The following is a 24631-nucleotide window of genomic DNA, read 5'->3' as shown; positions in this document are numbered from 1 at the left end:
GGGGTGGAGCAGCCCGGTAGCTCGTCAGGCTCATAACCTGAAGGCCGCAGGTTCAAATCCTGCCCCCGCAACCAAATTAAAAAAGATCTAACAAACGCCGCCCTCAGGGGCGGCTTTTGTGTTTCCAGCGCCGCAATAATCCAAACAATAATACGCCCAGGCCCGGGACTGTTGAAGCAGGATGAGCACAGACCTTCAATTCCCGCTCGTTTTCTGCTGCTGATTCAGCCTTCGACATTGCGATAGACATGAATTTGGCCATGATGCGCAAACCGTCCAGATCAGAAGAAAGTCGCCGTGACCACCGATCCTTTGCAGATTCTCAAGACCGTCTATGGTTACGACGCGTTTCGCGGGCAGCAGGCCGAAATCATCAGGCATGTGATGGCGGGTAACAATGCGTTCGTTTTGATGCCGACGGGCGGCGGAAAGTCGCTTTGTTACCAGATTCCGGCGCTCGCCCGTAAGGGCATGGGACTTGTCGTTTCGCCCCTGATCGCGCTGATGGTCGATCAGGTGGCCGCCCTGCGTCAGGCCGGCGTGCGGGCCGAAGCACTCAATTCAGATCTGTTGCCGGATGAGCGCAGGGCGCTGTGGGGGGAGATGCGGGCCGGCAATGTCGATATTCTCTATGCAGCGCCTGAAACCCTTCTCAAGCCCGATGTTCTGGTCGCGCTTCAGCCCATTGGCCTGTCGCTGATCGCGATCGACGAGGCCCACTGCCTGTCGCAATGGGGGCATGATTTCCGCCCGCCTTACCGTCAGCTCGACGCGCTGATCGAGCGCTTCCCGGATACGCCGCGCATGGCGCTGACGGCGACTGCCGATGAGCCGACCCGCGCCGAAATTCTGGGTCATCTCGGGATCGACGAAAACGACGCTTTCATCGCGGGATTCGATCGTCCCAATATCCGTTATGCGATTATGGAGAAGGATAATCCCCGCGCGCAGCTGAAACGCTTTCTCAAAGGACGCGAACACGAAAGCGGCATCGTCTACTGCCTTTCCAAACGCAAGGTGGATGAAACGGCGGCATGGCTGCGGGAAGAGGGGCGCGACGCGCTGCCCTATCATGCCGGCATGGACAAGGCCGCCCGTGAGGCGAACCAGACCCACTTCCAGCACGGCGAGGCGGTCATTATCGTTGCGACCGTCGCCTTCGGCATGGGCATCGACAAACCGGATGTGCGCTTCGTTGTCCATGTCGATCTGCCCGGCAGCATCGAGGCTTATTATCAGGAAACCGGTCGTGCCGGCCGTGATGGTTTGCCCTCCGAGGTGCTTATGCTCTACGGTTATGAAGACATCGCATTGCGTAATCGCTTTATCGAAGAGTCGGATGCCGCAGATCAGCGCAAGTATATGGAGCGTCAGAAGCTCGACGCATTGCTTGGCCTTGCGGAAACCGCAGGTTGCCGCCGGCAGGTGCTGTTGTCCTATTTCGGTGACCGGTGCGAGCCCTGCGGCAATTGCGACACCTGTGCGGAACCGCCGGACCTGTTTGACGGAGCCATCGCCGCGCAAAAGCTGCTCTCCTGCATTTACCGCACCGGTGAACGTTTCGGCCAGGCCTATGTCATCCGTGTGTTGCTGGGCATGGAGGATGAGCGGATTTCCAGTTTCGGGCATGATCGCATCACGACCTATGGGATTGGCAAAGAGCATGACAATCGCACATGGCGGGCCATTCTGCGTCAGATGGTTGCGCTGCGCCTGATTGAAGTGGATCTGTCCGGGCATGGCGGATTGTCAATTTCCGAAGACGGAAGGCGGTTCCTGCGCGAAAAGCCTTCCCTGATGTTGCGGATACCCTCCGCACCCCGTTCAGCACGACAGCAGACACCTCGCAGCTCCGCGTCGACGGCTTTGCCGGAGGCTGATCGCAGCCTTTTTGAGGCGCTACGCGCGAAGCGTATGGAAATTGCCCGCGCGCAAAACGTTCCGCCCTACGTGATTTTCCACGACAAGACGCTGGTTGAGCTCGCTGCGGCGAAACCGGCCACGGTGACGGAAATGGCGCGGATACCCGGAGTAGGGGACACCAAACTGGAACGTTACGGTCCGGCCTTTCTGACCGCGATCATGCAGCACGCTGCCGGCGACTGAGCGATAGAAAAATTCAGCGAATAGCCGGGTAATGAGACGGCGACGAGTCCTTAAGCCTCACCCTGTCGTGTCCTTGAACAGGACATTCTGGTCTATGAGATAACGGGAAAACAAGGGCAGGCTTGCTCCCCCGATCGCCCGGGCCTGGCTGCCGACGACGCCTTCGACGATCTCCGGCAGCGTGACGCCCTGAAGATCGTGATGTTTGAGGGCAAGTCGGGTGGCGGAAACGATTCTCGTTCTCACCCAGTCTGGAAACCCGCCATCAATGATGACACTGGAAAAATCGATGATGGAAGCTGCGGCGATGACGGCCTGCGCCAGGGCGGCGGCGGTTTTTCCGATCCAGCTTTCCAGTGGTTCGCCGAAATCGATCCACTCATCCGGCGAGAACCACAGGGGGCGCGGATCGATGCCGCGTTCGCGTAGCATGTTTTCCAGAACGAAGATCGAGGCAATTTTCAGAAGCTGGACCGTATTGCCGTCCTGTCCCTGAACCGGCAGGGGGCCGATTGCGCCGGCGGTGCCCGTCTTTCCGGAAAACAGTGCGGAATTCAAAACGACGCCGCCTCCAATGAAGGAACCGATGAACACGTATAGGAAATCGGGATAGTTCTGGCCCGCGCCAAAAACAAGTTCTGCACCGCAGGCGCTGGTCGCATCGTTCTGCAGAAAAACCGGGTAACTGATGCCGTCCGCAATTTCCGAACGGATATCGACGTCCCGCCACCGCTCCATTTCATTTTGCGGCGCGCCCACTTCCTGCGCCCAATTCCACAGTTCGAACGGGGCAGCGATGCCGACGCCGGCAATTTTTTGCCGTTGCGCCGGTGAGAGCTTCGATTCGAGTTCGGCTATGCCCTCGATCACGAACGGTAAAATCCACTCCGGCATGGGGTATGGATAGGTTCTGCGGAGCTTGAGCTTGATCCGGCCGACAAAATCCATCAGCACGAGATCGACGCTGCGCCGGCCAATTTTTACGCCGAAAGAGAAAACGGCATCGGGATTGAGGCGCATCGGCGTCGAAGGTTGCCCGACTTTGCCGCGCAGTCTTTCACCACGAATAAGCAGGCCGTCACTTTCCAGCGAGCGCATGATGACCGATACGGTCTGCGCCGAGAGGCCGCAAAGTCTGGATATTTCGGCTTTCGACAATCCGCCGTGGCGGCGAACGAGAGACAGCACGAGCCGCTCGTTATAAGCGCGCACGCCGATCTGGTTTGCACCGCCGCTCATATCCATAATGGTGGACGGCGCGGGCGGCGCCGTCTCGACAGATTGTGTCATAGTCTCATCCTCCCGCCCGCCATATCCGCCGCGACCGATACGTTCAGGCTTTATGGCAATCTTGCTATCGCAACGTAAACGACGCGGCGATATTCCTCCCTGCCGCATATTAGAATGCCATACGGAATTAATAATTCAATCGGATTTATTTATTGACAGCCGTTTCCTTTGATGGTTCCATCTATGCAACGGTCGTTATTCTCGGAGGAGAAGAGATCGTCGGGTAACCGTAACGGTACTCAAATATTCAATGGGAGGATTACAATGAAGACAACTGTTTCCGCTCTTCTGGGCGCGCTCGCGCTTGGCGTTTCTTTTGCGTCCGTGGCGTCCGCTGCCGATACTTCGGTTTGCCTCGTTACCAAAACCGATACCAATCCCTTTTTCGTCAAGATGAAGGAAGGCGCAACCGCCAAGGCTAAAGAACTCGGCGTGACGCTGAAGTCCTACGCCGGCAAGATCGACGGCGATTCCGAAAGCCAGGTTGCCGCCATCGAGACCTGCATCGCCGATGGCGCCAAGGGTATCCTGATTACCGCATCGGACACGAAGGGCATCGTTCCGGCCGTGCAGAAGGCGCGCGATGCCGGTCTTCTGGTCATCGCCCTCGATACGCCTCTCGAACCCGTCGATGCTGCCGATTCCACCTTCGCTACCGATAACCTTCTGGCCGGCGAGCTGATCGGCAAATGGGCGGCCGGCTCCCTCGGCGACAAGGCCAAGGATGCGAAGATCGCCTTCCTCAACCTCACGCCTTCCCAGCCGACGGTTGACGTGTTGCGCAACCAGGGCTTCATGAAGGGCTTCGGCATCGACGTGAAGGACATCAACAAGATCGGCGATGAAGACGACAAGCGTATCGTCGGCCATGATGTTACCAATGGTAACGAAGAAGGCGGCCGCTCGGCGATGGAAAATCTGCTGCAGAAGGATCCGACCATCAACGTCGTCCACACCATCAACGAGCCTGCAGCCGCCGGTGCTTACGAAGCGCTGAAAGCAGTCGGTCGCGAAAAGGACGTTCTGATCGTTTCCGTCGATGGCGGTTGCCCGGGCGTCAAGAACGTCGCGGAAGGCGTGATTGGTGCAACGTCTCAGCAATATCCGCTGCTGATGGCGGCGCTTGGCGTGGAAGCCATCAAGAAATTCGCCGATACCGGCGAAAAGCCGAAGCCGACAGCCGGCAAGAACTTCTTCGACACCGGCGTGACGCTGGTGACGGACAAGCCGGTCAAGGGTCTCGACTCGATCGATACCAAAGAAGGCCTGAAGAAGTGCTGGGGCTGATATCTCACCGCTGAAACCTGCGGGGGCATGTTGCCCCCGCCCTTGAACCTGAATGATTTAAGGCACGATCTGGGTGATCGGACAGGAACAAAACAGCGCGCCGGGCATCCGACGGAACTGAGGCACGCTTCTCAACAGTTTGAATCTACGCATTGTCCCTCTGGAGAGCGATCCCTGTTTCGGGGATGATGCGATGGAGCGATCGGGAGGAAAATCCATGAGCGATCAGCCAGTGCGGGCTCAACCGCATAATGAATTTGAAACGGTGCTGTCGGGAAGCTCGACCCAGGTCGCCGCTTTCGATACGCACAACAAGAGTTTGCTTGAGAAATTCCAGCACTTTCTGCATTCCAGCCCGGCGGCTGTGCCGTTGATCGTGCTGGTGCTGTCGTTGGCCGTCTTCGGCATGACCTTGGGCGGCAAGTTTTTCTCGGCCTTTTCGCTGACGCTTATCCTTCAGCAGGTGGCAATTGTCGGCATCGTCGGTGCGGCACAGTCGCTGGTCATTCTGACCGCAGGCATCGATCTTTCGGTCGGTGCGATCATGGTCCTGTCCTCTGTCATCATGGGGCAGTTTACCTTCCGTTATGGTTTGCCTGCGGAACTCTCGATTATTTGTGGCCTCGCCGTCGGCGCATTTTGCGGTTTTATCAACGGGGTGCTGGTGTCGCGCATGCGGCTGCCGCCCTTCATCGTCACGCTCGGCATGTGGCAGATCGTTTTGGCGACCAATTTCCTCTATTCGGCCAACGAGACGATCCGCGGACAGGACATCGCTCAGCAGGCGCCCATCCTGCAATTCTTCGGCAATAATATCCGTATCGGCAGCGCCGTCTTCACCTATGGCGTTATCGCCATGGTTCTGCTGGTTGCCCTGCTTTGGTATGTGCTCAACCGCACCGCCTGGGGCCGCCATCTTTATGCGGTGGGTGACGATCCCGATGCTGCCGAACTAGCCGGCGTCAACGTCAAGCGTATGCTGACGACGGTTTACACGCTTTCCGGCCTTATCTGCGCCTTCGCCGGCTGGGCCCTCATCGGCCGCATTGGCTCGGTATCACCGACTGCCGGCCAATTTGCCAATATCGAATCCATCACCGCAGTGGTCATCGGCGGCCTGTCGCTGTTCGGTGGACGCGGTTCCATCATGGGCATGATCTTCGGCGCCCTGATCGTTGGTGTCTTTTCGCTGGGCCTCAGGCTTATCGGGACAGACCCGCAATGGACCTATCTGTTGATCGGCGTCCTTATCATCTTGGCTGTCGCAATCGACCAGTGGATCAGAAAGGTAGCAGGCTGATGACAAAAGAACCTATCCTCACAGCACGCAATCTCGTCAAACGCTACGGTCGCGTGACTGCACTCGACAATACCGACTTCGACCTTTATCCGGGCGAAATCCTCGCCGTCATCGGTGATAACGGTGCTGGAAAATCCACTCTCATCAAGGCGATTTCCGGTGCGGTGACACCCGATGAGGGCGAGATCAGGCTGGAGGGCCAGACCGTGCAGTTCCGCTCGCCCATCGAGGCGCGCAAGGCGGGCATCGAGACTGTCTATCAGAATCTCGCGCTGTCTCCCGCATTGTCCATAGCCGACAATATGTTTCTCGGCCGTGAAATCCGCAAACCCGGCATTCAGGGCAGCCTGTTCCGGGCGCTGGACCGCCCGGCCATGGAAAAATTCGCCCGCGAGAAGCTGTCGGAACTCGGCCTGATGACGATCCAGAACATCAATCAGGCGGTGGAAACTCTCTCCGGCGGTCAGCGCCAGGGTGTCGCGGTGGCGCGTGCGGCTGCTTTCGGTTCCAAGGTCGTCATTCTTGACGAGCCGACGGCGGCACTCGGCGTCAAGGAAAGCCGCCGCGTTCTCGAGCTTATTCTGGATGTGCGCTCGCGCGGTCTGCCGATCGTTCTGATCTCGCATAACATGCCGCATGTTTTCGAGGTTGCGGACCGCATCCATATCCACCGGCTGGGCAAGCGTCTTTGCGTCATCAATCCGAAGGACTACACCATGTCCGACGCCGTCGCCTTTATGACCGGCGCCAAGGAAGCGCCAAAGGAAACGCTCGCCGCATGACGCTGAAGCTTGAAACGATCGCCGAAGATGTTCTTCGGCGGGCGCAGGATAAATCCCGTTTCATCATTGCCATTGCCGGTCCCCCTGGGGCCGGCAAATCCACACTGGCGGATGCCCTGTGCGATGCCCTCGTGACGCGGGGCGAGGCGGCAGCTATCCTGCCAATGGACGGCTTCCATATGGACAATGGCATTCTCGAGGAGCGGGGGCTTTTGCCGCGAAAGGGCGCGCCCGAAACCTTCGACGTGCGCGGTTTCCTCGATATCGTCTCCGCCGTCCGTGAGGGCGGGCAGGAGGTTCTCGTCCCGGTTTTCGACCGCTCCCGCGAAATAGCCATTGCCTCTGCCCGCGCCATCGCGCCGGAGACACGCTTCATTCTTGCCGAAGGCAACTATCTGCTGCTGAACGAGGCGCCGTGGACAAAGCTCTCCGCCAGCTTTGATCTCACCATTCTCGTGGGTCCATCCGTCGCGGTGCTCGAGGAACGCCTGTTGAAAAGATGGCAGGGCTATGGTCTCGATACGACTGAGATCCATGCCAAACTTTTCGAAAACGATCTTCCCAATGGAAAACGGGTGATCGAGAACTCCCGGCCCGCCGATATTCACATCGATATCTGGGAATAAGCCAACCTTCCGCAGCGGCGGCCAGCATTTTCCGTTAAGCCTTTGTTGACCATGTGTTGAATCTTTTTGATCCACAGGTAGGGCTTTCGTATGTCTATTTATTGACGAAAAAAAATCCTCATATACTATATGTGGTGTTCAAGGTTCTTCCGATTCGCAAGAGTTGGGAGCTAAGATGGGAATTCGGTGCGCAACGCCATCATGGCGGAGTAATGCCGAGACTGCCCCCGCAACTGTAAGCGGTGAGCATCGTTCCAATTTGGGTCACTGGAGCCGAAAGCTGCGGGAAGGCCGGAATAGATGTTGTGACCCGCAAGTCAGGAGACCTGCCTTGAGCGAAAACGTCCACGGGCGGGGTGTCCGGAAGGAAGGTGTATGACGCAAATGAATTGCGTGCGCCCTTTTCTGCCCCTCCAGAACAAGCTTCGGGGTGAAGTCATGCCAGTGCATTTTTTGAGTTCCTGCGCTCGTCGGCGTAGAGAGTGAGCCTATGCGGCTGGAGCCGCACGCCTTTTCTGAATGACAGAACACCATCGCCACCCGATTGCGATTGCAATCGGCAATGTGAAGCCGTGTCCGAAATCGGCTTCGAAAGAGGAAACAATGACCATTACCGTTTACAGCAAACCCGCCTGCGTCCAGTGCACCGCAACCTACCGCGCGCTCGACCGTATCGGTGTCAGCTACGAGATCATCGATATCTCCGAAGATGCGGACGCGCTCGATCACGTTCGAGGCCTTGGTTACATGCAGGTTCCCGTGGTCGTTGCCGGCGAACGCCATTGGGCGGGTTTCCGGCCGGACATGATCGGCTCGATCAGCTGAGGAGGCAGCGCTATGGGGCTGATCGTCTATTATTCCAGCCGGTCTGAAAACACTCATCGCTTCCTTCAGAAACTGGGGCAGCGATTGCTTCGCCTGCCGCTCGGCACGGGGGAAGACATCCCTCATGTGTCGGAGCCCTATGTGCTCGTCACCCCCACCTATGGCGGGGGCGGCACAAAAGGTGCGGTACCGAAGCCGGTCATCCGGTTTTTGAACGAGCCCTCGAACCGAAATCTCATTCGCGGCGTCATCGCGGCGGGAAATACGAATTTTGGCGCAGCTTTCGCATCTGCCGGAGATATCGTGTCGCGTAAATGCGCGGTGCCGTTTCTCTATCGCTTCGAGCTTCTCGGCACGGAGGAAGATGTCGCCAACGTCAACCATGGATTGGAACGATTTTGGACACGCTGACCTCGAATGCCGCGCGCAACAAGGATGTCAAACAGCAGGCATCCGTCCCCCAGAAATCCCTGGACGTGGGCATGGACTATCACGCGCTGAACGCGATGCTGAACCTCTATGACGCTGAGGGGAAAATCCAGCTCGACAAGGACCGCCTTGCGGCGCGGCAATATTTCCTCCAGCACGTCAACCAGAATACCGTCTTTTTCCATAACCTTCGGGAAAAGCTCGATTATCTGGTGACCGAGGGATATTATGAGCGCGACGTTCTGGATCAGTATTCCTTTAATTTCGTCCGCGACCTTTACGACGAGGCCTATGCCAGAAAGTTTCGCTTTCCGACCTTTCTCGGCGCCTTCAAATATTACACCTCCTATACGCTGAAGACGTTCGACGGAAAGCGCTATCTGGAGCGTTACGAGGACCGCGTCTGCATGGTGGCGCTGGCTCTGGCGCGTGGCGATGAGCAGCTTGCCCGCGATCTGGTTGATGAGATCATCTCCGGCCGCTTCCAGCCGGCGACCCCGACCTTTCTCAACGCCGGTAAAAAGAGCCGCGGTGAACTGGTCTCGTGTTTTCTGTTGCGTGTGGAAGACAATATGGAAAGCATCGGCCGGTCCATCAATTCGGCCTTGCAGCTTTCCAAGCGTGGCGGTGGCGTGGCGCTGTCGCTGACTAATATTCGCGAAGCCGGAGCCCCGATCAAGCATATCGAAAACCAGTCTTCCGGCGTCATCCCTGTCATGAAGTTGCTGGAAGACAGCTTTTCCTACGCCAACCAGTTGGGCGCGCGCCAAGGTGCCGGCGCGGTCTATCTGCATGCCCACCATCCGGATATCATGCGTTTCCTTGATACGAAGCGGGAAAACGCCGATGAAAAAATCCGCATCAAGACCCTGTCGCTTGGCGTGGTGATCCCTGACATCACCTTCGAACTCGCCAGGAACAACGAGGATATGTACCTGTTTTCACCCTATGATGTGGAGCGGGTCTATGGCGTGCCGCTTACCGAGATTTCGGTCAGCGAAAAATATCAGGAAATGGTCGCCGACAGCCGCATTCGCAAGAAGAAGATGAAGGCGCGCGAGTTCTTTCAGGTGATCGCCGAAATCCAGTTCGAAAGCGGTTATCCCTACATCATGTTCGAAGATACGGTGAACCGCGCCAATCCGATCGCCGGCCGTATCAGCATGAGCAATCTCTGCTCGGAAATCCTGCAGGTCAGCGAGGCGAGCGAGTTCAATGCCGATCTCTCCTACAGCCATATGGGCAAGGATATTTCCTGCAATCTCGGTTCGCTCAATATAGCCGCAGCGATGGATTCGGCCGATTTCGGCAAGACGATCGAAACCTCCATCCGGGCGCTGACGGCGGTTTCGGATATGAGCCACATCTCCTCGGTTCCGTCAGTCGAAAAGGGCAATGACGCCAGCCACGCCATCGGCCTTGGCCAGATGAACCTGCACGGCTATCTGGCGCGCGAGCGGATCTTCTACGGTTCCGAAGAAGGCATCGATTTCACCAATATCTATTTCTATACGGTGACCTATCATGCCATCCGCGCCAGCAACCGCCTTGCCGCAGAGAGGGGCCAGAGCTTCAAGGGCTTTGAAAACTCCAAATACGCCTCGGGCGAATATTTCGACAAATATACCGACCGCGAATGGCTACCCGCGACAGAGAAGGTCCGCGACCTGTTCGAAAAAGCCGGCATTTCCATTCCGACGCAGGAGGACTGGAAGGCGTTGAAGCAGGCCGTCATGACATCGGGTCTCTATAACCAGAACCTTCAGGCCGTTCCGCCGACCGGCTCGATCTCCTATATCAACCATTCGACCTCCTCGATCCATCCGATCGTCTCCAAGATCGAAATCCGCAAGGAAGGCAAGATCGGCCGCGTTTATTACCCGGCTTCCTATCTTTCGAACGACAATCTCGAATATTATCAGGATGCCTATGAAATCGGCCCGGAAAAGATCATCGATACCTATGCGGCGGCCACCCAGCATGTCGATCAGGGTCTGTCGCTGACGCTGTTCTTCCGCGATACGGCAACGACACGCGATATCAACCGGGCGCAGATCTACGCCTGGAAGAAGGGCATCAAGACAATCTATTACATTCGTTTGCGCCAGATGGCGCTGGAAGGCACGCAGGTTCAGGGCTGCGTCTCCTGCGCGCTCTGAATTGAGGGACTGACCATGAACATTGCCGTAAAACCCGTGTCCCGCATTCGCGCGGTTAATTGGAACCGCATCGAGGACGACAAGGATCTCGAAGTCTGGAACCGTCTGACATCGAACTTCTGGCTTCCGGAAAAGGTGCCGCTCTCCAACGATATTCCCTCCTGGGGAACGCTGAAGCCGGAAGAGCAGAAACTGACGATCCGCGTCTTCACCGGGCTGACATTGCTCGACACGATCCAGAACGGCGTCGGCGCCGTGCGCCTGATGGCGGACGCCGCCACGCCGCATGAGGAGGCGGTGCTTTCGAACATCTCCTTCATGGAGGCCGTCCACGCCCGCTCCTATTCCTCGATTTTCTCGACGCTCTGCTCCACGCCGGACGTTGACGACGCCTATCGCTGGTCGGAGGAAAACGAGTTCCTGCAACGTAAATCCGCACTCATCATGCGCGAATATGACAGCGGCGATCCGCTGAAAATGAAGGTCGCCAGCGTGTTCCTGGAGAGCTTCCTGTTCTATTCCGGCTTCTACCTGCCGATGTTCTGGTCAAGCCGCGCGAAGCTCACCAACACGGCGGATCTGATCCGCCTCATCATCCGCGACGAGGCCGTGCACGGCTATTACATCGGCTACAAGTTCCAGCGGGCGCTGGAGCGTCTGGGCGAGAGCGAAAAACAGGAGATCAAGGATTTCGCCTTCGATCTCTTGCTCGAGCTTTACGACAACGAGGCGAAATATACGCAAGACCTCTATGATAGTGTCGGCCTGACCGAGGACGTCAAGCAGTTCCTGCATTACAACGCCAACAAGGCCCTGATGAATCTGGGTTACGAGGCGCTGTTTCCCGCCGAGGCCTGCCGGGTCAATCCGGCGATCCTGTCGGCGCTCTCGCCCAATGCCGACGAGAACCACGACTTCTTCTCCGGCTCCGGCTCGTCCTATGTCATCGGCAAGGCGGTCGCGACGGAAGATGAGGATTGGGATTTCTGAAGTCGGACGCGCGTCTCTTTGTTTTTACGCATATTCCGGACGTAAAACCGCTGCGCACTTTTATTGAAAATGCTTGAGAACCCGCAAAAACTATCGCGGGTTCACCACCTGGCTCGCAAGGCGGAAGGGGCTGGATACGGTTGCCCCGATCGCATCGAAAACGAAGGCTCCCGCACTGTTGATGCCGCTTCCGCGCCTGCTTGCCTCAAGTTGCGGAACCATGGAGGCCAGTGCGGCATAGCGGTCGTGATTGAGCGGGTCCGACGCCTCCAGATTGGAGATGTCGACGAATTGCACGCCTTCTTTCAGGGCGGCTTCCTGCACCTGATGGTCGGTGACATCCAGCGCGCCGATGCGGGTAACATCCGCGCCCAGTATGGAAGATGCTTTCAGGGCGCGGTCGTCCTTGGATACCAGAACGGTGAGCGGCGGGTTGAGCCGCCCGACCACCTCGATCTGCTTGCGGAACACATCGGCATCGATATCCGGCGCGGCCAGCACCACCTGGAGCTTGGCGATCACGTCGCTCCGACCTTCGAAGCGCAATTGCCGCAGCGCCTCCATCACCAGCCAGCCGCCCATGCTGTGGCCGAAGACGATGATGCTTTTACGTGGCGTCTGCCGGGTAAGGTCGGTCAGTACTGCGGCGAGCGCGTCACGCGAATAGGTCGCAGATTCCTTGTCGGCCACGTAACCGGTGAGGTTGGCCTGCGACGGCCAGGAAAAGACCAGCGGCACGCCGTCAATATTGGCATCGGCGGCCATTTGTGCCGCGCGGAACAGGGCTTCCTGATAGCTGTAATTATAGCCATGCACAAAAAGGGCGATCTGCTTGCCGGACCGCGTGACATCTCCAAGATCGGCGTTGAAGCGCGCTTTCGTCAACATATCCGCCTTGGTGACGACAAAATCCTTTTTCGGGTCCGGCTTGCCCTGGGACCATTCGACTTTCCCGCTTTTATGGTTGGGCGGAATGGAGACGTCGAAGCGTGCGTAATTCGGCTCGGTCGCCCGCTCGGTGCCGAACCCCTTTTTCGCTTCCTTGTTTTTTTCCCGCGTGCTCGCCACATAGGCGGTCACGATTTTGGTGTCGCTGGTCTTGGTGTTGATTGCCTGCAGCACGTCCGCCCCCGGCCTACCCGCGCAGGATGAAAGGAGGCCAAAAGCGAGAAGGAGCGAAAAAATCAGGCGCATGAATGGGGGCCACCGTTGCGAGGAACGGCTCATAAATAACCGGACACTAAAAAAGTTGCTACTGGAGAATGGATTGCGCCACTGTGGTGCATCTTCGATGCAGACGGGGCCTTCCCCACCTTGCCATCCATCCATCTTCGTTTTAGGCCGTAAAGATGACGAATAAGGTGTCGCTTTTACGGCTGAAACTTACGGACTTCCGCAACTATGCGGCGGCGGCGCTTACGCTCGATGACCGCCATGTGGTGCTTACGGGCGATAACGGTTCCGGCAAGACCAATCTCCTGGAGGCCGTTTCCTTTCTTTCGCCCGGAAGAGGCCTGCGCCGTGCCACCCTGTCCGACGTGACGCGGGTAGGGGCGGAGACCGCCGGTTTCTCGATTTTTGCCGATGTTGACGGCATGGATGGTGAAGTCGCCATCGGCACCGGGATCGAAGGTGATGGCGAAGTGGTGTCGCGCCGCCTGAGGCTGAACGGGACTTCGGTGAAGTCGGTCGATGAATTGACGGATCATCTGCGGGTGCTGTGGTTGACGCCCGCCATGGACGGCCTTTTTACCGGTTCGTCCTCGGATCGCCGGCGTTTTCTCGACCGGCTGGTGCTGTCGCTCGATCCCGCCCACGGGCGGCGGGCAAGTGACTTCGATAAGGCCATGCGCGGCCGCAACCGCCTGCTTTCGGAAGGCCGCTTCGATCCGGTCTGGCTGGACGGCATCGAAAAGCAGATGGCGGAACTCGGCATCTCCATGGCGGTCGCCCGTTATGAAATGCTCGGCCTTTTGAAGAGCCTCATCGAAGGGCGAGCCGGCAATGCGGCCTTCCCGTCGGCAGCGCTTTCGCTTTCGGGTTTCATGGACGACGTGCTCAACCGGCCCGCCGTGGATCTGGAAGATGAGTACAGGCTTATGTTGCGCGAGGGCCGATATCGTGACGCTGCGGCGGGCCGCACGCTCGATGGGCCGCACCGCGTCGATCTCTTCGTGCGCCATGCGGAAAAGAACATGGAGGCTGAGCGTTGTTCCACCGGGGAGCAGAAGGCGCTTCTGGTGGGGCTGGTGCTTGCCCATGCGCAACTCACCGCCAATATGACCGGCCATGCGCCGGTTCTGCTGCTGGACGAGATTGCTGCCCATCTGGATGAGGGAAGGCGTGCCGCCCTGTTCGATCTCATTCACGCGCTTGGCGGCCAGAGTTTCATGACCGGCACGGATGTGGCGATGTTCTCCGCCCTTGGTGACCGGGCGCAATTCTTCAATGTCGCCCATGGGGGCATCACGACATGAATGCGAAAAAATGGAGTGCGATATGGATCCGTTGAACCCGGAAGAAATAGAACGCTACAAGCGCCACATTCTTTTACCGGAAATCGGCGGTGCCGGGCAGCAGCGGCTGAAAGCGGCGCGCGTGCTGGTGATCGGGGCTGGTGGTCTCGGTGCGCCGGTCCTTCATTATCTCGCAGCCGCCGGTGTCGGTACGCTTGGCCTGATCGATGACGACGTGGTCTCCCTGTCCAATCTTCAGCGGCAGGTCATCCACGATACCGGCACGGTCGGTGAATTGAAAACCGCAAGCGCCCGCGCAGCCATCACCCGGCTCAATCCGCATGTCCGCACGCTCGTTTACGAGGAGCGCTTTTCGCAGGTCTGGGCGCATGACCATCTGCCATCCTTCGATCTCCTTATCGATGGCTCGGACAATTTCGATACGCGTTATGCCGCAGCCGATGCCGCAGCGGCTGCGAAAAGGCCGTTGGTAACGGGTGCCGTCGGTCGTTTCGATGGTTCCGTAACAGTGTTGAAACCCTATGAAGCGGGTGCCGACGGCAAACTGCTGCCGGGGTATCGCGATTTGTTTCCCGAGCCGCCGCCGCAGGGGCTCATCCCGAATTGCGCGGAAACGGGTATTGTCGGCGCACTGACCGGGGTGATCGGCACCATCATGGCCATGGAGGCGATCAAGGTGATTACCGGTGCCGGTGAGCCGTTGATCGGCCGGCTGCTCCTATATGATGCCCTGGCGGCCCGTTTCGAAACTATCCGTTACAAGCGGCGTCCCGAGACAAAGAAACCATGATCGAAATCGCAAAAATTGAAGAGGGATTTGGTCGCTGGCAGGAGTTGCTTGCGCTCATCATGTCGTCCTTCGCCTATATGGATGGCGTCATCGATCCACCCTCGTCGGCCCATCGCCTGACACTCGAAAATCTTGAGGAAAAGGCGAGATCGGAGATCGCTTTCGTGGCGTTGGACGGCAATGAGATATTGGGCTGCCTATTTTGCCGGCCGGAACCGCCAGTCAGCCTTTATGTTGGTAAGCTGTGTGTTTCCACGAAATCGCAGGGAAAGGGCATCGGCCGGATGCTTCTGGAAAGAGCCGAAGCATCGGCCCGTGAATTGGCGTTACCGGCACTGCGGCTGGAAACACGTATCGAGCTTGTCGGCAATCATGCCAGATTCGCTTCCTGGGGTTTCGTCAGGACCGCTGAAAACGCCCATGCCGGTTATGACCGTACGACGTCGATCGAAATGACGAAATTTCTGGGCTGAGGCCGTTCAGCTCCGCCCCGGCAGAACCCGGTTCGGCGGGCGGTGCCCGTCGAAAAGCGTGCGGATGTTGATGATGACCTTGTCGCCCATCTCGATACGGCCCTCGATCGTCGCCGAACCCATATGCGGAAGCAGCACGACCTTGCCTTCCCTGGCAAGCTTGATGAGCTTGGGATTGACCGCAGGCTCATTCTCATAAACGTCGAGGCCGGCGCCGGCGATCCTGCCGTCGCGCAGGCACTGGATCATCGCCGCCTCATCGATGATATCGCCACGGGCCGTGTTGACGATGTAGCTGGTCGGCTGCATCAGCGCCAGCCGCCGCGCCGAGATCAGGTGATAGGTCGCAGGTGTCGAGGGGCAATTGACGGAAACGATATCCACCCGCGCCAGCATCTGGTCGAGACTGTCCCAGTAGGTCGCCTCAAGCTCCGCCTCGGTGGCCGGGTTGACGCGTTTGCGGTTGTGGTAGTGAATGGAGAGGCCGAAGGCCTTGGCGCGTCGGGCAACCGCCGTTCCGATGCGTCCCATGCCGACAATGCCGATGCGTTTGCCGGAAATGCGCCGCCCCAGCATCCATGTCGGCGACCAACCCAGCCATTCGTCCGCGCCATTGGCGAGCACGCGCGTGCCCTCGATCATCCGGCGCGGCACGGCAAGCGCCAGCGCCATGGTGATGTCGGCGGTGTCTTCGGTCAGCACATTGGGGGTGTTGGTAACGGTAATGCCCCGTCGGGCCGCCGCGTCCACATCCACATGGTCTATGCCGTTGGAAAAGCTGGCGATCAGCTTCAGCTGCGGCCCGGCCTTCTCGATCATGGCGGCGGTGATGCGGTCCGTGACGGTCGGCACCAGAACGTCGACCTGCTGCATGGCAACCACAAGCTCTTCCTCGCTGCGCTGCCTGTCGTCGATATTCAATTCGGCATCGAAGAGTTCCCGCATTCTGGTTTCGACGACGTCAGGCAATTTGCGGGTGATATAGACTGTCGGTCTCTTCTTGTGGGTCATCGTTTGCCGCTGCCTTGTTCAGAAGTCATTAACCAGAAAGAGCGATAATTTCTTTCAATCAGGGCGTTTCTACCAGACCCACCGGCGAAGACAAATAAAACTCGCTGAAGCTTGAGGCGTGTGGAAACGAGCCTCCTCGAATATCATCCGGTTTGCAGAAGGCAGGAAACGGAAAATGGGCATGCGCAGTGTGGTTTCTATGGTTTGCATTGCATTGTCTTTGGGCCTCGCTGGCATGGCGAACGAGGCCATGGCGCAGGGCGCCGCGAAGGGCGCAAGCGGCTTGCCCTTGCCCCGTTTTGTCAGTCTGAAATCCAAGCGCGTCAACATGCGCATCGGACCCAGCACGGATTATGCCGTATCTTGGATGTATATGAAATCGGGAATGCCGGTCGAAATCATCCAGGAATACGAAAACTGGCGTCGCATCCGCGATGCCGACGGCACGGAAGGCTGGGTCAATCAGGCGCTGCTCTCCGGCGAGCGCACAGCCGTCGCCGCCCCCTGGATGCGCGGCAAGGGCAAGGATGTCTACGTCAACATGCGCCGCGACGCGCAGTCGGGCGCCTCCGTCACTGCGCGGCTGGAGCCGGGCGTCGTCTTCAGGATCGGCGAATGCAACGGCGACTGGTGTCGCGCCGAGGCCGGTCAGGCCTCAGGCTGGGTGTCGCAGGGCGAAATCTGGGGCGCTTACCCCGGCGAGGCCTTTAAATAAGGCCGTGTTTCTCGCCCAGCGCCTTCAGGGATGACATCGGGCGCGGCCCGATCTGCTGAATGACGGCCGCGGCAGCAAGGCAGCCGAGTTTGCCGCAATCTTCCAGAGACCGGTCCTGCGTGTAACCGAACAGGAAACCGGCGGCGAAAAGATCGCCTGCACCGGTTGTGTCAACCACGTCATATACCGGATAGGCGTCTACCTTCACGCGTTCGGTGCCGCGCAGAATAACGGCGCCTTCTTCGCTCATCGTCACCGCTGCGATCTTGCAATCTGCCGCGATTTTCGTCAGCGCCAGTTCGAAATCGTCGGTCTCGTAAAGCGAAAGAGCTTCCTGCTTGTTGGCGAAAACGATGTCCACCGTGCCGGAGCGCATCAGGTCGAGGAATTCTTCGCGGTAGCGGCCGACGCAGAAGCTGTCGGAAAGCGTCATGGAAACTTCGCGACCGTTTTCATGCGCAATGCGGGCGCATTCGCGAATCGCGTCCTTGGCGCGCGGCGGATCCCATAGATAACCTTCGAAATAGGTGACTTTCGTTTCCGCCACCACATTCTCTTCGACGTCTTCCGGACCGAGATCGACGCAGGCGCCGAGATAGGTGTTCATCGAGCGCTCGCCGTCTTCCGTGACGAAGATCATCGAACGGGCGGTCGGCGGAAATGTGCCTTCCGGCTTGGTTTCGAAATAGACGCCCTGCGCGCGGATATCGTGCTGGAAGATTTCTCCAAGCTGGTCTTCCGCCACCTTGCCGAAATAAGCGGCCCTGCCGCCGAAATTCGCCACGCCTGCGGCCGTGTTGCCCGCACTTCCACCGGAAGCTTCGAGAGCCGGTCCCATCAGCGAATAAAGCAGTTCGGCTCGCTCCGCGTCGATAAGGTTCATCGCGCCTTTGGTAATGGCATTGTCATTCAGGAACTGATCATCGCAGCGGGAAATGATGTCGACGATGGCATTGCCGACAGTCAATACGTCGAATTTCGTCATAGGCCCTATCCGGTTTGCAGGGATACATATTTTCGAACGGTCTTAAACATTTCTGGCGGCAAGAAAAGCCCATAGGAGAAATATGCAGTTCTCCAGGAGCGCGCGAGATGCGTCATTTGCCTGTAATATGGTTAAGCTATCACTCCGGTCAGAGCAAAAGGTGTGTGAATGCGCACCTGAATGGCGGACATGAGGTCTTCCGGCTCAACCGTTATCTCCGTCACGGATGTACTGGCGGCATATAACGGACATGACAAAAGGCGGGGGAAACCCCGCTTTTTCTTTTGGCTCACCGTTTTGGCCGCTCATCTCGAAATGCCGCAAGTGAGATCGCTCTGGCGGGTGATGCTTTTGAGCGCCACAGCATCGTTTGATGCCGGACGATGGAGCGAGCTTTCGAGGCAGGCGTTTCGCTGGTTTCGCCAGCTATTTCATGAAAACAAAGGGGTGGAGCGTTTTCGTGATTCCCTTCCCGTGGAAAACGCTCTAAAGCTCGGTATCTCCCGCAAAAGCCGCGAAAGCTTTCCCTTCATGTCTGCCGTTGCCGCGAACGTCGCTCCGATTTTCATTCTCATCCTGATCGGCTGGCTGACCGTCAAGGCCGGTTTGTTCAGGGCCGATGCCGGCGAGATTCTCAGCGATTTCGTGTTCAAGATCGCCGTGCCGACCTTGATCTTCCGCACGCTCGCCGAAGCGAATTTTCACGGCGCATCGCCCTTTCGGCTCTGGATCACCTATTTTGCCGGCGTCGCCGTCACCTGGACGGTCGGTCACATCGTCACGCGTTACGTCTTCAAGCAGGATGTCCGGATTGCCGTGATAGCCGGCATTTCCTCGGCCTTTGCCAATAATATCTTCATCGGTCTGCCGCTCGTCGGGCGATCCGTGGGGGATGAAGGGCTGGTCGCCCTCTCCATTCTGCTGGCCATTCACTTGCCGGTGATGATGATCGCCGGTACCATCCTGATGGAAAACGCCACGCACAAGGCTGTCGGCGGCGAAAAGCGCGGCATGGCTGCGGTCTTTAAACAGGTCGGCCGCAACCTCATCACCAACCCGCTGGTGATCGGACTTATCATCGGGCTTTCGACCAATGTTTCAGGCGTATCGCTGACGCCCATCCTCAAAACCGTGGTCGAGCAGATCGCCTCCATGGCGGGGCCTGCGGCGCTTATTTCGCTCGGCATGGCGCTGACGAAATACACCATTCGCGGCAATCTGGGGATCGCCGTCACCATGACGGTTTTTAAATTGCTGCTTCTGCCCGCCTGTGTGTGGGCTGTGGGCCATGCTCTCGGCCTCAGCCGCGAATGGACAGCTGCACTTGTGCTCACCTCTTCGGTGCCGACGGGGGTGAATGCATGGCTTATCGCCAATCGCTTCGGCATCGGCCACAGCGTTGCGGCCTCCACCATCAGCATTTCCACAGCGACCGGCGTTCTTTCCGTATCGCTATGGGCATGGCTGTTGAGCTGATTATTGCGCCGATTTGATTATTTCTGCGCGCTCAGAATCTTGAAGCGGGCGTTGCGGCACACTTCGGCGCTGGTGCGGAATTCCGCCGCCAGAACAGGCTCATAGGGCAGGCCGCGATTGGCGACCATCAGCAGCTTTCCCCCACTGCGAAGCGCGCCGGCCGCCGTTTTGATGAAGGCTTGACCGAGAGCTGGCTCTGTCGCCTGTCCCGCAGCATGGAAAGGCGGGTTCATGACGATCAGGTCGTATTTTTCCTTCGGCGGCTCGTTTACCAGGTCCTGCCAGAAGAAGCGTGCCGTCAGCCGCGGATTGTTTTCGAGAAGATTGGTCTTGGCGAATTCGAGCGCGTTCCAGTCCGCTTCGAAAAGATCGATGCGGGCCGTGCGTGGCGATTTTTCGGCCAGCATCACCGAGAGATAACCCCAGCCCGCACCGAAATCGGCGGCATTGCCGTCAAAGTCGGTCGGCAGGCGCGACGCGAGAAGCTCCGAGCCATCATCCACGCGGTCATGCGAGAACATGCCGGGTAGGGCGGTGAAACGGCCAGCAACTGTGACGGAATGTTGGGCAAGCTTCGACACGGCGGATGCGACATCATCAGGCCGTTTGAACCAGAGGGCGACGCCGTGGTACTTCGGTGTCGATTCCGCCTCGATGCCGAGCTTTGCAAGCGTCTTGCGCAGCGTCAGGATGCCGTCTTCCTTCGATCCCGCCGCGACGATCAAACCGCCCGCCTTGACGCGCGAGAGCGCTTCAGCGACGCGGTTTTCGTTCTCGCCGCGGTGTTTACCGCACAGCAGCAGCGCTGCATCGTAATCTTCGCCCGAAATATCCGGGGTGACTTCTGCGGCTTGAGCCTGCAGAGCCCGGTAAAGCGGCCGAAAGTTCTGGACCGCGACGATGTCAGCGTCAAAACCGTCAAGCCTCGGGCCGGCTTCCGCTCCCAGAAACAGCACGCGCTCGCCCTCTTTCGGCATGTCGAGCATCTCTGCGGCAAAGGGATGGAAAAGGGTTTTAACAGCGTCACGGCTCATTGGAGCGTCCTCAAGGTAGGATAGAAAAAAGGCGCGGGCAAAACCCGCGCCTCGATAGGGTCTGGCGGCGCGGCCTTATTCGGCAGCGGCTTCGCCGTCTTCCTTCTTCTTGTCGGCGGCAACTTCCTTGCCGGTTGCCTGGTCGACAACCTTCATGGACAGGCGAACCTTGCCACGCTCGTCGAAGCCCATCAGCTTGACCCAGACCTTGTCGCCTTCCTTGACGACGTCCGACGTCTTGGCAACGCGGTCGGAGGCGAGCTGCGAGATGTGAACCAGGCCGTCGCGCGCGCCGAAGAAGTTGACGAATGCGCCGAAGTCGGCGGTCTTGACGACCGTGCCTTCGTAGATCTGGCCGACTTCCGGTTCTGCAACGATCGAGTGGATCCACTTGCGGGCCGCTTCGATTTCCTTGCCGGAAGCAGATGCGATCTTCACGGTGCCGTCGTCTTCGATGTTGATCTTGGCGCCGGTCTTTTCAACGATTTCGCGGATAACCTTGCCGCCGGAGCCGATGACTTCACGGATCTTGTCGACCGGAATGTTCATCACTTCGATGCGCGGTGCGAATTCGCCGAGCTGGCCACGGCTTTCGGTGATGGCGTTGGCCATTTCGCCGAGGATGTGCTTGCGGCCACCCTGTGCCTGCTCCAGAGCGATCTTCATGATCTCTTCGGTGATACCGGCGATCTTGATGTCCATCTGCAGCGAGGTGATGCCGTCGGCGGTGCCGGCGACCTTGAAGTCCATGTCGCCGAGGTGATCTTCGTCACCCAGGATGTCGGAGAGAACCGCAAAGCGCTCGCCTTCAAGGATGAGGCCCATGGCGATACCGGCAACCGGCTTGGCAAGCGGAACGCCAGCATCCATCAGTGCAAGCGAGGTGCCGCAGACCGTTGCCATCGACGAGGAGCCGTTGGACTCGGTGATTTCCGAAACGACGCGCAGCGTGTAGGGGAACTGTTCCGCAGTCGGCAGCATCGGACGGATGGCGCGCCATGCGAGCTTGCCGTGACCGATTTCGCGACGGCCCGGGGAGCCCATGCGGCCTGTTTCACCGACCGAGTAGGGCGGGAAGTTGTAATGCAGCAGGAAGCGTTCCTTGTACATGCCGGTGAGGCTGTCCACATACTGTTCGTCTTCGCCGGTGCCGAGCGTCGCAACAACGATCGCCTGGGTTTCACCGCGGGTAAACAGCGCAGAACCGTGGGTACGCGGTAGAATGCCGACTTCCGAAACGATCGGACGAACGGTCGACAAGTCGCGGCCGTCGATACGGCTCTTGGTGTCGAGAACGTTCCAGCGAACGATCTTGGCCTGAAGGTGCTTGAAGACGGCGCCGATTTCTTCCGGGCTGTACTTCGCTTCGCCTTCTTCCGGCAGGAAGTGAGCCTTGACCTTTGCCTTCACGGCATCGACGGCGGTGTAACGGGCAGCCTTTTCAGTGATCTTGTAGGCAGCGCGCAGTTCGGTTTCGGCAAGGCCGAGCATTTCGGTTTCGAGCGCGGAGAAATCTTCCGGTTCGAATTCGCGCGGCTCCTTGGCGGCGACTTCAGCGAGCTTGATGATCGCGTCGATAACCGGCTGGAAGCCCCGGTGGCCGAACATGACGGCGCCGAGCATGATGTCTTCGTTGAGTTCCTTGGCTTCCGATTCCACCATCAGGACGGCGTCCTGCGTGCCGGCAACAACCAGATCCAGAACCGATTCATCCATCTCATCAAGATGCGGGTTCAGAACATATTCGCCGTTGATATAGCCAACGCGCGCGCCGCCGACCGGGCCCATGAACGGAATGCCGGACAGTGTGAGCGCAGCGGATGCGGCAACCATCGACAGAACGTCCGGGTCATTTTCCAGATCGTGCTGAATGACCGTTACGACAACCTGGGTGTCGTTCTTGTAGCCTTCAGGAAACAGCGGGCGGATCGGACGGTCGATCAGGCGGGAAACCAGCGTTTCCTTTTCGGAAGGACGACCTTCGCGCTTGAAGTAGCCGCCGGGGATCTTGCCGGCTGCATAGGTCTTTTCCTGGTAGTTGACGGTGAGCGGGAAGAAGTCCTGTCCCGGCTTCGGAGACTTTGCGGAAACCACGGTCGCGAGAACCATCGTCTCGCCGTAGGTTGCGATGACGGCGCCGTCAGCCTGACGGGCAACCTTGCCGGTCTCGAGCTTCAGCGGGCGGCCAGCCCATTCGATTTCCACGGAGTGTTTATTGAACATATCTTGTCCTTGTTTGTGTATGCCCGCCTTGCAGGGGGCAACGAACGACGCAATCACGGGCAAGACAGCCGGAGGCTTTCAAAGTCCAAGCATCCGGCAATCCTGCCCCATGACAGGTCTGCGGTTGAAAAGGCTGCACCGGCCCATCCGGGGCTACCTTATCGTCCGGGGGCCATAGCTGCGGCAAACGCCCGGAAATTCAAGATGGCCTGCAAAAGGCCCGATATAAAAACCGGCGGGTATCTTTGCGAAACCCGCCGGATAAGGTTTTAGCGGCGAATGCCGAGAGCACCGATCAGCTTGCTGTAACGGGCTTCGTCCTTCTTCTTCAGATAGTCGAGAAGCGAACGGCGGCTCGAAACGAGCGTCAGAAGGCCACGACGGGAGTGGTTGTCCTTCTTGTGGTCCTTGAAGTGACCGGTCAGGTTATTGATCCGCTCGGTCAGAATAGCGACCTGAACTTCCGGAGAACCGGTGTCGCCTTCGTTCGTTGCATATTCCTTGATGAGGGCGGCTTTGCGCTCTGCAGTAATCGACATCGGACGATCCTTTCTATTTTAAGGAAAAAATGGGACGCCAAGAGCCGGGATGTCGTCCAGCTCTGGCCATTCGGCAGCATAGGCAAAGCCCAAGCTGGCGCTGCCTATAAACTATTCCGGGTACAATTGAAAGAGGCGATTGACTGCGCCGCTTTAGGCTTGCTTCAGCCAAAAACCCGCTTCGGCCGGAATTCGCCCTCACCGATCTCGCCGATGGCAACCAGCTTGCCATGCGCGGTGGCATATGCCTCTGGATGATTGGCCGGTGCGTCACGCCCACGCAGCAGGATGGGGTTGCCCATCTTCAGCCGGTGCGCCTGATCGTCACTGATGACGAGGTGGGGAAGTGCCGAAAGCGCCTCCGCCGTGTCGGTCAGAAAGGCATCCAGCGCTTCGAGCCGCTCGTCGCGGTCTTCGATAGCTTCCAGAGCCGTCAAAGTCTCGAGCGGCACCATCATGTCCTCGCCGAATGGCGCGACCATGGTACGGCGCAATTGCGAAATATGACCGTAACAGCCGAGATCGCGGCCCATGTCGCGCGCAAGCGCACGCACATAGGTTCCCTTGCCGCATTCCACTTCGAAATGCGCGGTGCTGGCGTCGGGGCAGGCGAGCAGCGTCAGGCGGTGAATTTCCACCTCGCGTGCCGGGATATCCACCGTCTCGCCTTCGCGCGCCAGATCATAGGCCCGTTCGCCGGCGATCTTGATTGCGGAAAACTGCGGCGGTGTCTGCATGATCACGCCGGTATAATTGGGCAGAATATCACGGATCGCCTGTTCGTCCGGGCGCTGGTCGGAGGAATTCATCACCTCGCCTTCCAGATCGTCGGTCGTGCGTTCTTCACCCCAGGTGACGGTAAACTCGTAGATTTTCCGGCCGTCCATGACGTAGGGCACGGTCTTCGTGGCGTCGCCGAGCGCAATCGGCAGCATGCCGGAAGCCAGTGGATCGAGCGTTCCGGCGTGGCCCGCCTTCTGGGCGTTGAACAGCCACTTGATTTTGGAAACGGCTTCGGTGGAGCCGAAATCGAGCGGCTTGTCGAGGATGAGCCAGCCCGAGATCGGACGGCCCTTCGGCTTGCGGGACTGCTGTTTGCGTGGTTTGGACATGC

The 24631-nt window shown here is 58.5% G+C and carries 22 protein-coding genes and 1 riboswitch; of the genes, 14 read left to right on the top strand and 8 right to left on the bottom strand.

Going from position 1 to position 24631, the window contains the following annotated elements; all coding sequences use genetic code 11:
• Positions 1 to 297: 297 nt before the first annotated feature.
• Positions 298 to 2106 carry a DNA helicase RecQ gene (gene recQ / locus QSK43_RS02920; RefSeq protein WP_332302223.1) on the top strand — a complete coding sequence of 603 codons (1809 nt, stop codon included), beginning with the start codon at positions 298 to 300 and terminating at the stop codon, positions 2104 to 2106.
• Between the two features lie 57 nt (positions 2107 to 2163).
• Here the strand turns inward: recQ and QSK43_RS02915 are convergent, their stop codons facing one another.
• Positions 2164 to 3396 (bottom strand): ROK family transcriptional regulator, encoded by a 1233-nt coding sequence (locus tag QSK43_RS02915; protein WP_045017911.1) that lies wholly within the window; start codon positions 3394 to 3396, stop codon positions 2164 to 2166.
• 264 nt (positions 3397 to 3660) lie between these two features.
• Between QSK43_RS02915 and QSK43_RS02910 the strand changes: the two genes are divergently transcribed.
• From QSK43_RS02910 to nrdF, 8 genes are all read left to right on the top strand, one after another.
• Positions 3661 to 4683, top strand: a complete 1023-nt coding sequence (locus tag QSK43_RS02910) for a sugar ABC transporter substrate-binding protein (RefSeq protein WP_332302222.1) — start codon at positions 3661 to 3663, stop codon at positions 4681 to 4683.
• Between the two features lie 217 nt (positions 4684 to 4900).
• Positions 4901 to 5983 (top strand): ABC transporter permease, encoded by a 1083-nt coding sequence (locus QSK43_RS02905; RefSeq protein ID WP_045017915.1) that lies wholly within the window; start codon positions 4901 to 4903, stop codon positions 5981 to 5983.
• The gene (locus QSK43_RS02900; protein WP_045017917.1) at positions 5983 to 6765 is read left to right on the top strand and encodes an ATP-binding cassette domain-containing protein; all 783 of its coding nucleotides are present in this window, start codon (positions 5983 to 5985) and stop codon (positions 6763 to 6765) included. The genes QSK43_RS02905 and QSK43_RS02900 overlap by 1 nt, the downstream gene beginning before the upstream one ends.
• Positions 6762 to 7391, top strand: a complete 630-nt coding sequence (locus tag QSK43_RS02895) for a nucleoside triphosphate hydrolase (RefSeq protein ID WP_332302221.1) — start codon at positions 6762 to 6764, stop codon at positions 7389 to 7391. The genes QSK43_RS02900 and QSK43_RS02895 overlap by 4 nt, the downstream gene beginning before the upstream one ends.
• A gap of 124 nt (positions 7392 to 7515) precedes the next feature.
• Positions 7516 to 7739: riboswitch (cobalamin riboswitch) on the top strand.
• A gap of 255 nt (positions 7740 to 7994) precedes the next feature.
• Complete coding sequence (gene nrdH / locus QSK43_RS02890) at positions 7995 to 8216, top strand: glutaredoxin-like protein NrdH (RefSeq protein WP_332302220.1); 222 nt, start codon at positions 7995 to 7997, stop codon at positions 8214 to 8216.
• Between the two features lie 12 nt (positions 8217 to 8228).
• On the top strand, positions 8229 to 8627 hold the full coding sequence (gene nrdI, locus QSK43_RS02885; protein WP_332302219.1) for a class Ib ribonucleoside-diphosphate reductase assembly flavoprotein NrdI: 399 nt from the start codon (positions 8229 to 8231) through the stop codon (positions 8625 to 8627).
• Positions 8615 to 10804 carry a class 1b ribonucleoside-diphosphate reductase subunit alpha gene (gene nrdE / locus QSK43_RS02880; protein WP_332302218.1) on the top strand — a complete coding sequence of 730 codons (2190 nt, stop codon included), beginning with the start codon at positions 8615 to 8617 and terminating at the stop codon, positions 10802 to 10804. The genes nrdI and nrdE overlap by 13 nt, the downstream gene beginning before the upstream one ends.
• 15 nt (positions 10805 to 10819) lie before the next feature.
• A complete protein-coding gene (gene nrdF / locus QSK43_RS02875; protein WP_332302217.1) occupies positions 10820 to 11794 on the top strand; it encodes a class 1b ribonucleoside-diphosphate reductase subunit beta in 975 nt (324 codons plus the stop codon).
• 90 nt (positions 11795 to 11884) lie between these two features.
• Here nrdF and QSK43_RS02870 read toward each other — a convergent pair whose 3' ends face one another.
• The gene (locus tag QSK43_RS02870; RefSeq protein ID WP_332302216.1) at positions 11885 to 12988 is read right to left on the bottom strand and encodes an alpha/beta hydrolase; all 1104 of its coding nucleotides are present in this window, start codon (positions 12986 to 12988) and stop codon (positions 11885 to 11887) included.
• Between the two features lie 155 nt (positions 12989 to 13143).
• Between QSK43_RS02870 and recF the strand changes: the two genes are divergently transcribed.
• From recF to QSK43_RS02855, 3 genes are read left to right on the top strand one after another with little or no spacing between them, the layout of a single operon-like run.
• Positions 13144 to 14271: a DNA replication/repair protein RecF gene (gene recF, locus QSK43_RS02865; RefSeq protein WP_332302215.1), complete on the top strand. Its 1128-nt coding sequence runs from the start codon at positions 13144 to 13146 to the stop codon at positions 14269 to 14271.
• A gap of 22 nt (positions 14272 to 14293) precedes the next feature.
• Positions 14294 to 15061: a molybdopterin-synthase adenylyltransferase MoeB gene (locus QSK43_RS02860; protein WP_045017937.1), complete on the top strand. Its 768-nt coding sequence runs from the start codon at positions 14294 to 14296 to the stop codon at positions 15059 to 15061.
• The gene (locus QSK43_RS02855; RefSeq protein ID WP_332302214.1) at positions 15058 to 15534 is read left to right on the top strand and encodes a GNAT family N-acetyltransferase; all 477 of its coding nucleotides are present in this window, start codon (positions 15058 to 15060) and stop codon (positions 15532 to 15534) included. The genes QSK43_RS02860 and QSK43_RS02855 overlap by 4 nt, the downstream gene beginning before the upstream one ends.
• Positions 15535 to 15540: 6 nt before the next feature.
• Here the strand turns inward: QSK43_RS02855 and QSK43_RS02850 are convergent, their stop codons facing one another.
• The gene (locus tag QSK43_RS02850) at positions 15541 to 16545 is read right to left on the bottom strand and encodes a 2-hydroxyacid dehydrogenase (RefSeq protein ID WP_332302213.1); all 1005 of its coding nucleotides are present in this window, start codon (positions 16543 to 16545) and stop codon (positions 15541 to 15543) included.
• 181 nt (positions 16546 to 16726) lie between these two features.
• Here QSK43_RS02850 and QSK43_RS02845 point away from each other — a divergent pair, with 181 nt between their 5' ends.
• The gene (locus tag QSK43_RS02845; RefSeq protein ID WP_332302244.1) at positions 16727 to 17260 is read left to right on the top strand and encodes an SH3 domain-containing protein; all 534 of its coding nucleotides are present in this window, start codon (positions 16727 to 16729) and stop codon (positions 17258 to 17260) included.
• Here QSK43_RS02845 and QSK43_RS02840 read toward each other — a convergent pair.
• Positions 17253 to 18245: an adenosine kinase gene (locus QSK43_RS02840; RefSeq protein WP_332302212.1), complete on the bottom strand. Its 993-nt coding sequence runs from the start codon at positions 18243 to 18245 to the stop codon at positions 17253 to 17255. The two genes, QSK43_RS02845 and QSK43_RS02840, sit on opposite strands and share 8 nt — an antisense overlap.
• Before the next feature lie 531 nt (positions 18246 to 18776).
• Between QSK43_RS02840 and QSK43_RS02835 the strand changes: the two genes are divergently transcribed.
• Entirely contained in the window at positions 18777 to 19721 is a 945-nt protein-coding gene (locus QSK43_RS02835; protein ID WP_332302243.1) for an AEC family transporter, read from the top strand.
• Between the two features lie 17 nt (positions 19722 to 19738).
• Here the strand turns inward: QSK43_RS02835 and QSK43_RS02830 are convergent, their stop codons facing one another.
• The 4 genes from QSK43_RS02830 to truB all read right to left on the bottom strand — a co-directional run bounded on the left by QSK43_RS02830 (position 19739) and on the right by truB (position 24629).
• Positions 19739 to 20755, bottom strand: coding sequence for a class I SAM-dependent methyltransferase (locus QSK43_RS02830; RefSeq protein ID WP_045017946.1), 1017 nt, complete (start codon positions 20753 to 20755; stop codon positions 19739 to 19741).
• Between the two features lie 75 nt (positions 20756 to 20830).
• Positions 20831 to 22978 (bottom strand): polyribonucleotide nucleotidyltransferase, encoded by a 2148-nt coding sequence (gene pnp, locus QSK43_RS02825; RefSeq protein WP_045017948.1) that lies wholly within the window; start codon positions 22976 to 22978, stop codon positions 20831 to 20833.
• A 269-nt stretch (positions 22979 to 23247) separates the two neighbouring features.
• Entirely contained in the window at positions 23248 to 23517 is a 270-nt protein-coding gene (gene rpsO / locus QSK43_RS02820) for a 30S ribosomal protein S15 (protein ID WP_003514294.1), read from the bottom strand.
• A gap of 164 nt (positions 23518 to 23681) precedes the next feature.
• On the bottom strand, positions 23682 to 24629 hold the full coding sequence (truB, locus tag QSK43_RS02815; protein ID WP_332302211.1) for a tRNA pseudouridine(55) synthase TruB: 948 nt from the start codon (positions 24627 to 24629) through the stop codon (positions 23682 to 23684).
• Positions 24630 to 24631 lie beyond the last annotated feature (2 nt).

Source organism: Rhizobium sp. GR12, from assembly GCF_036596185.1.
Taxonomy (GTDB): Bacteria; Pseudomonadota; Alphaproteobacteria; order Rhizobiales; family Rhizobiaceae; genus Agrobacterium; species Agrobacterium nepotum.
The sequence above is the reverse complement of the archived record's forward strand: the minus strand, read 5'-3'. Positions and strand labels throughout refer to the sequence as shown.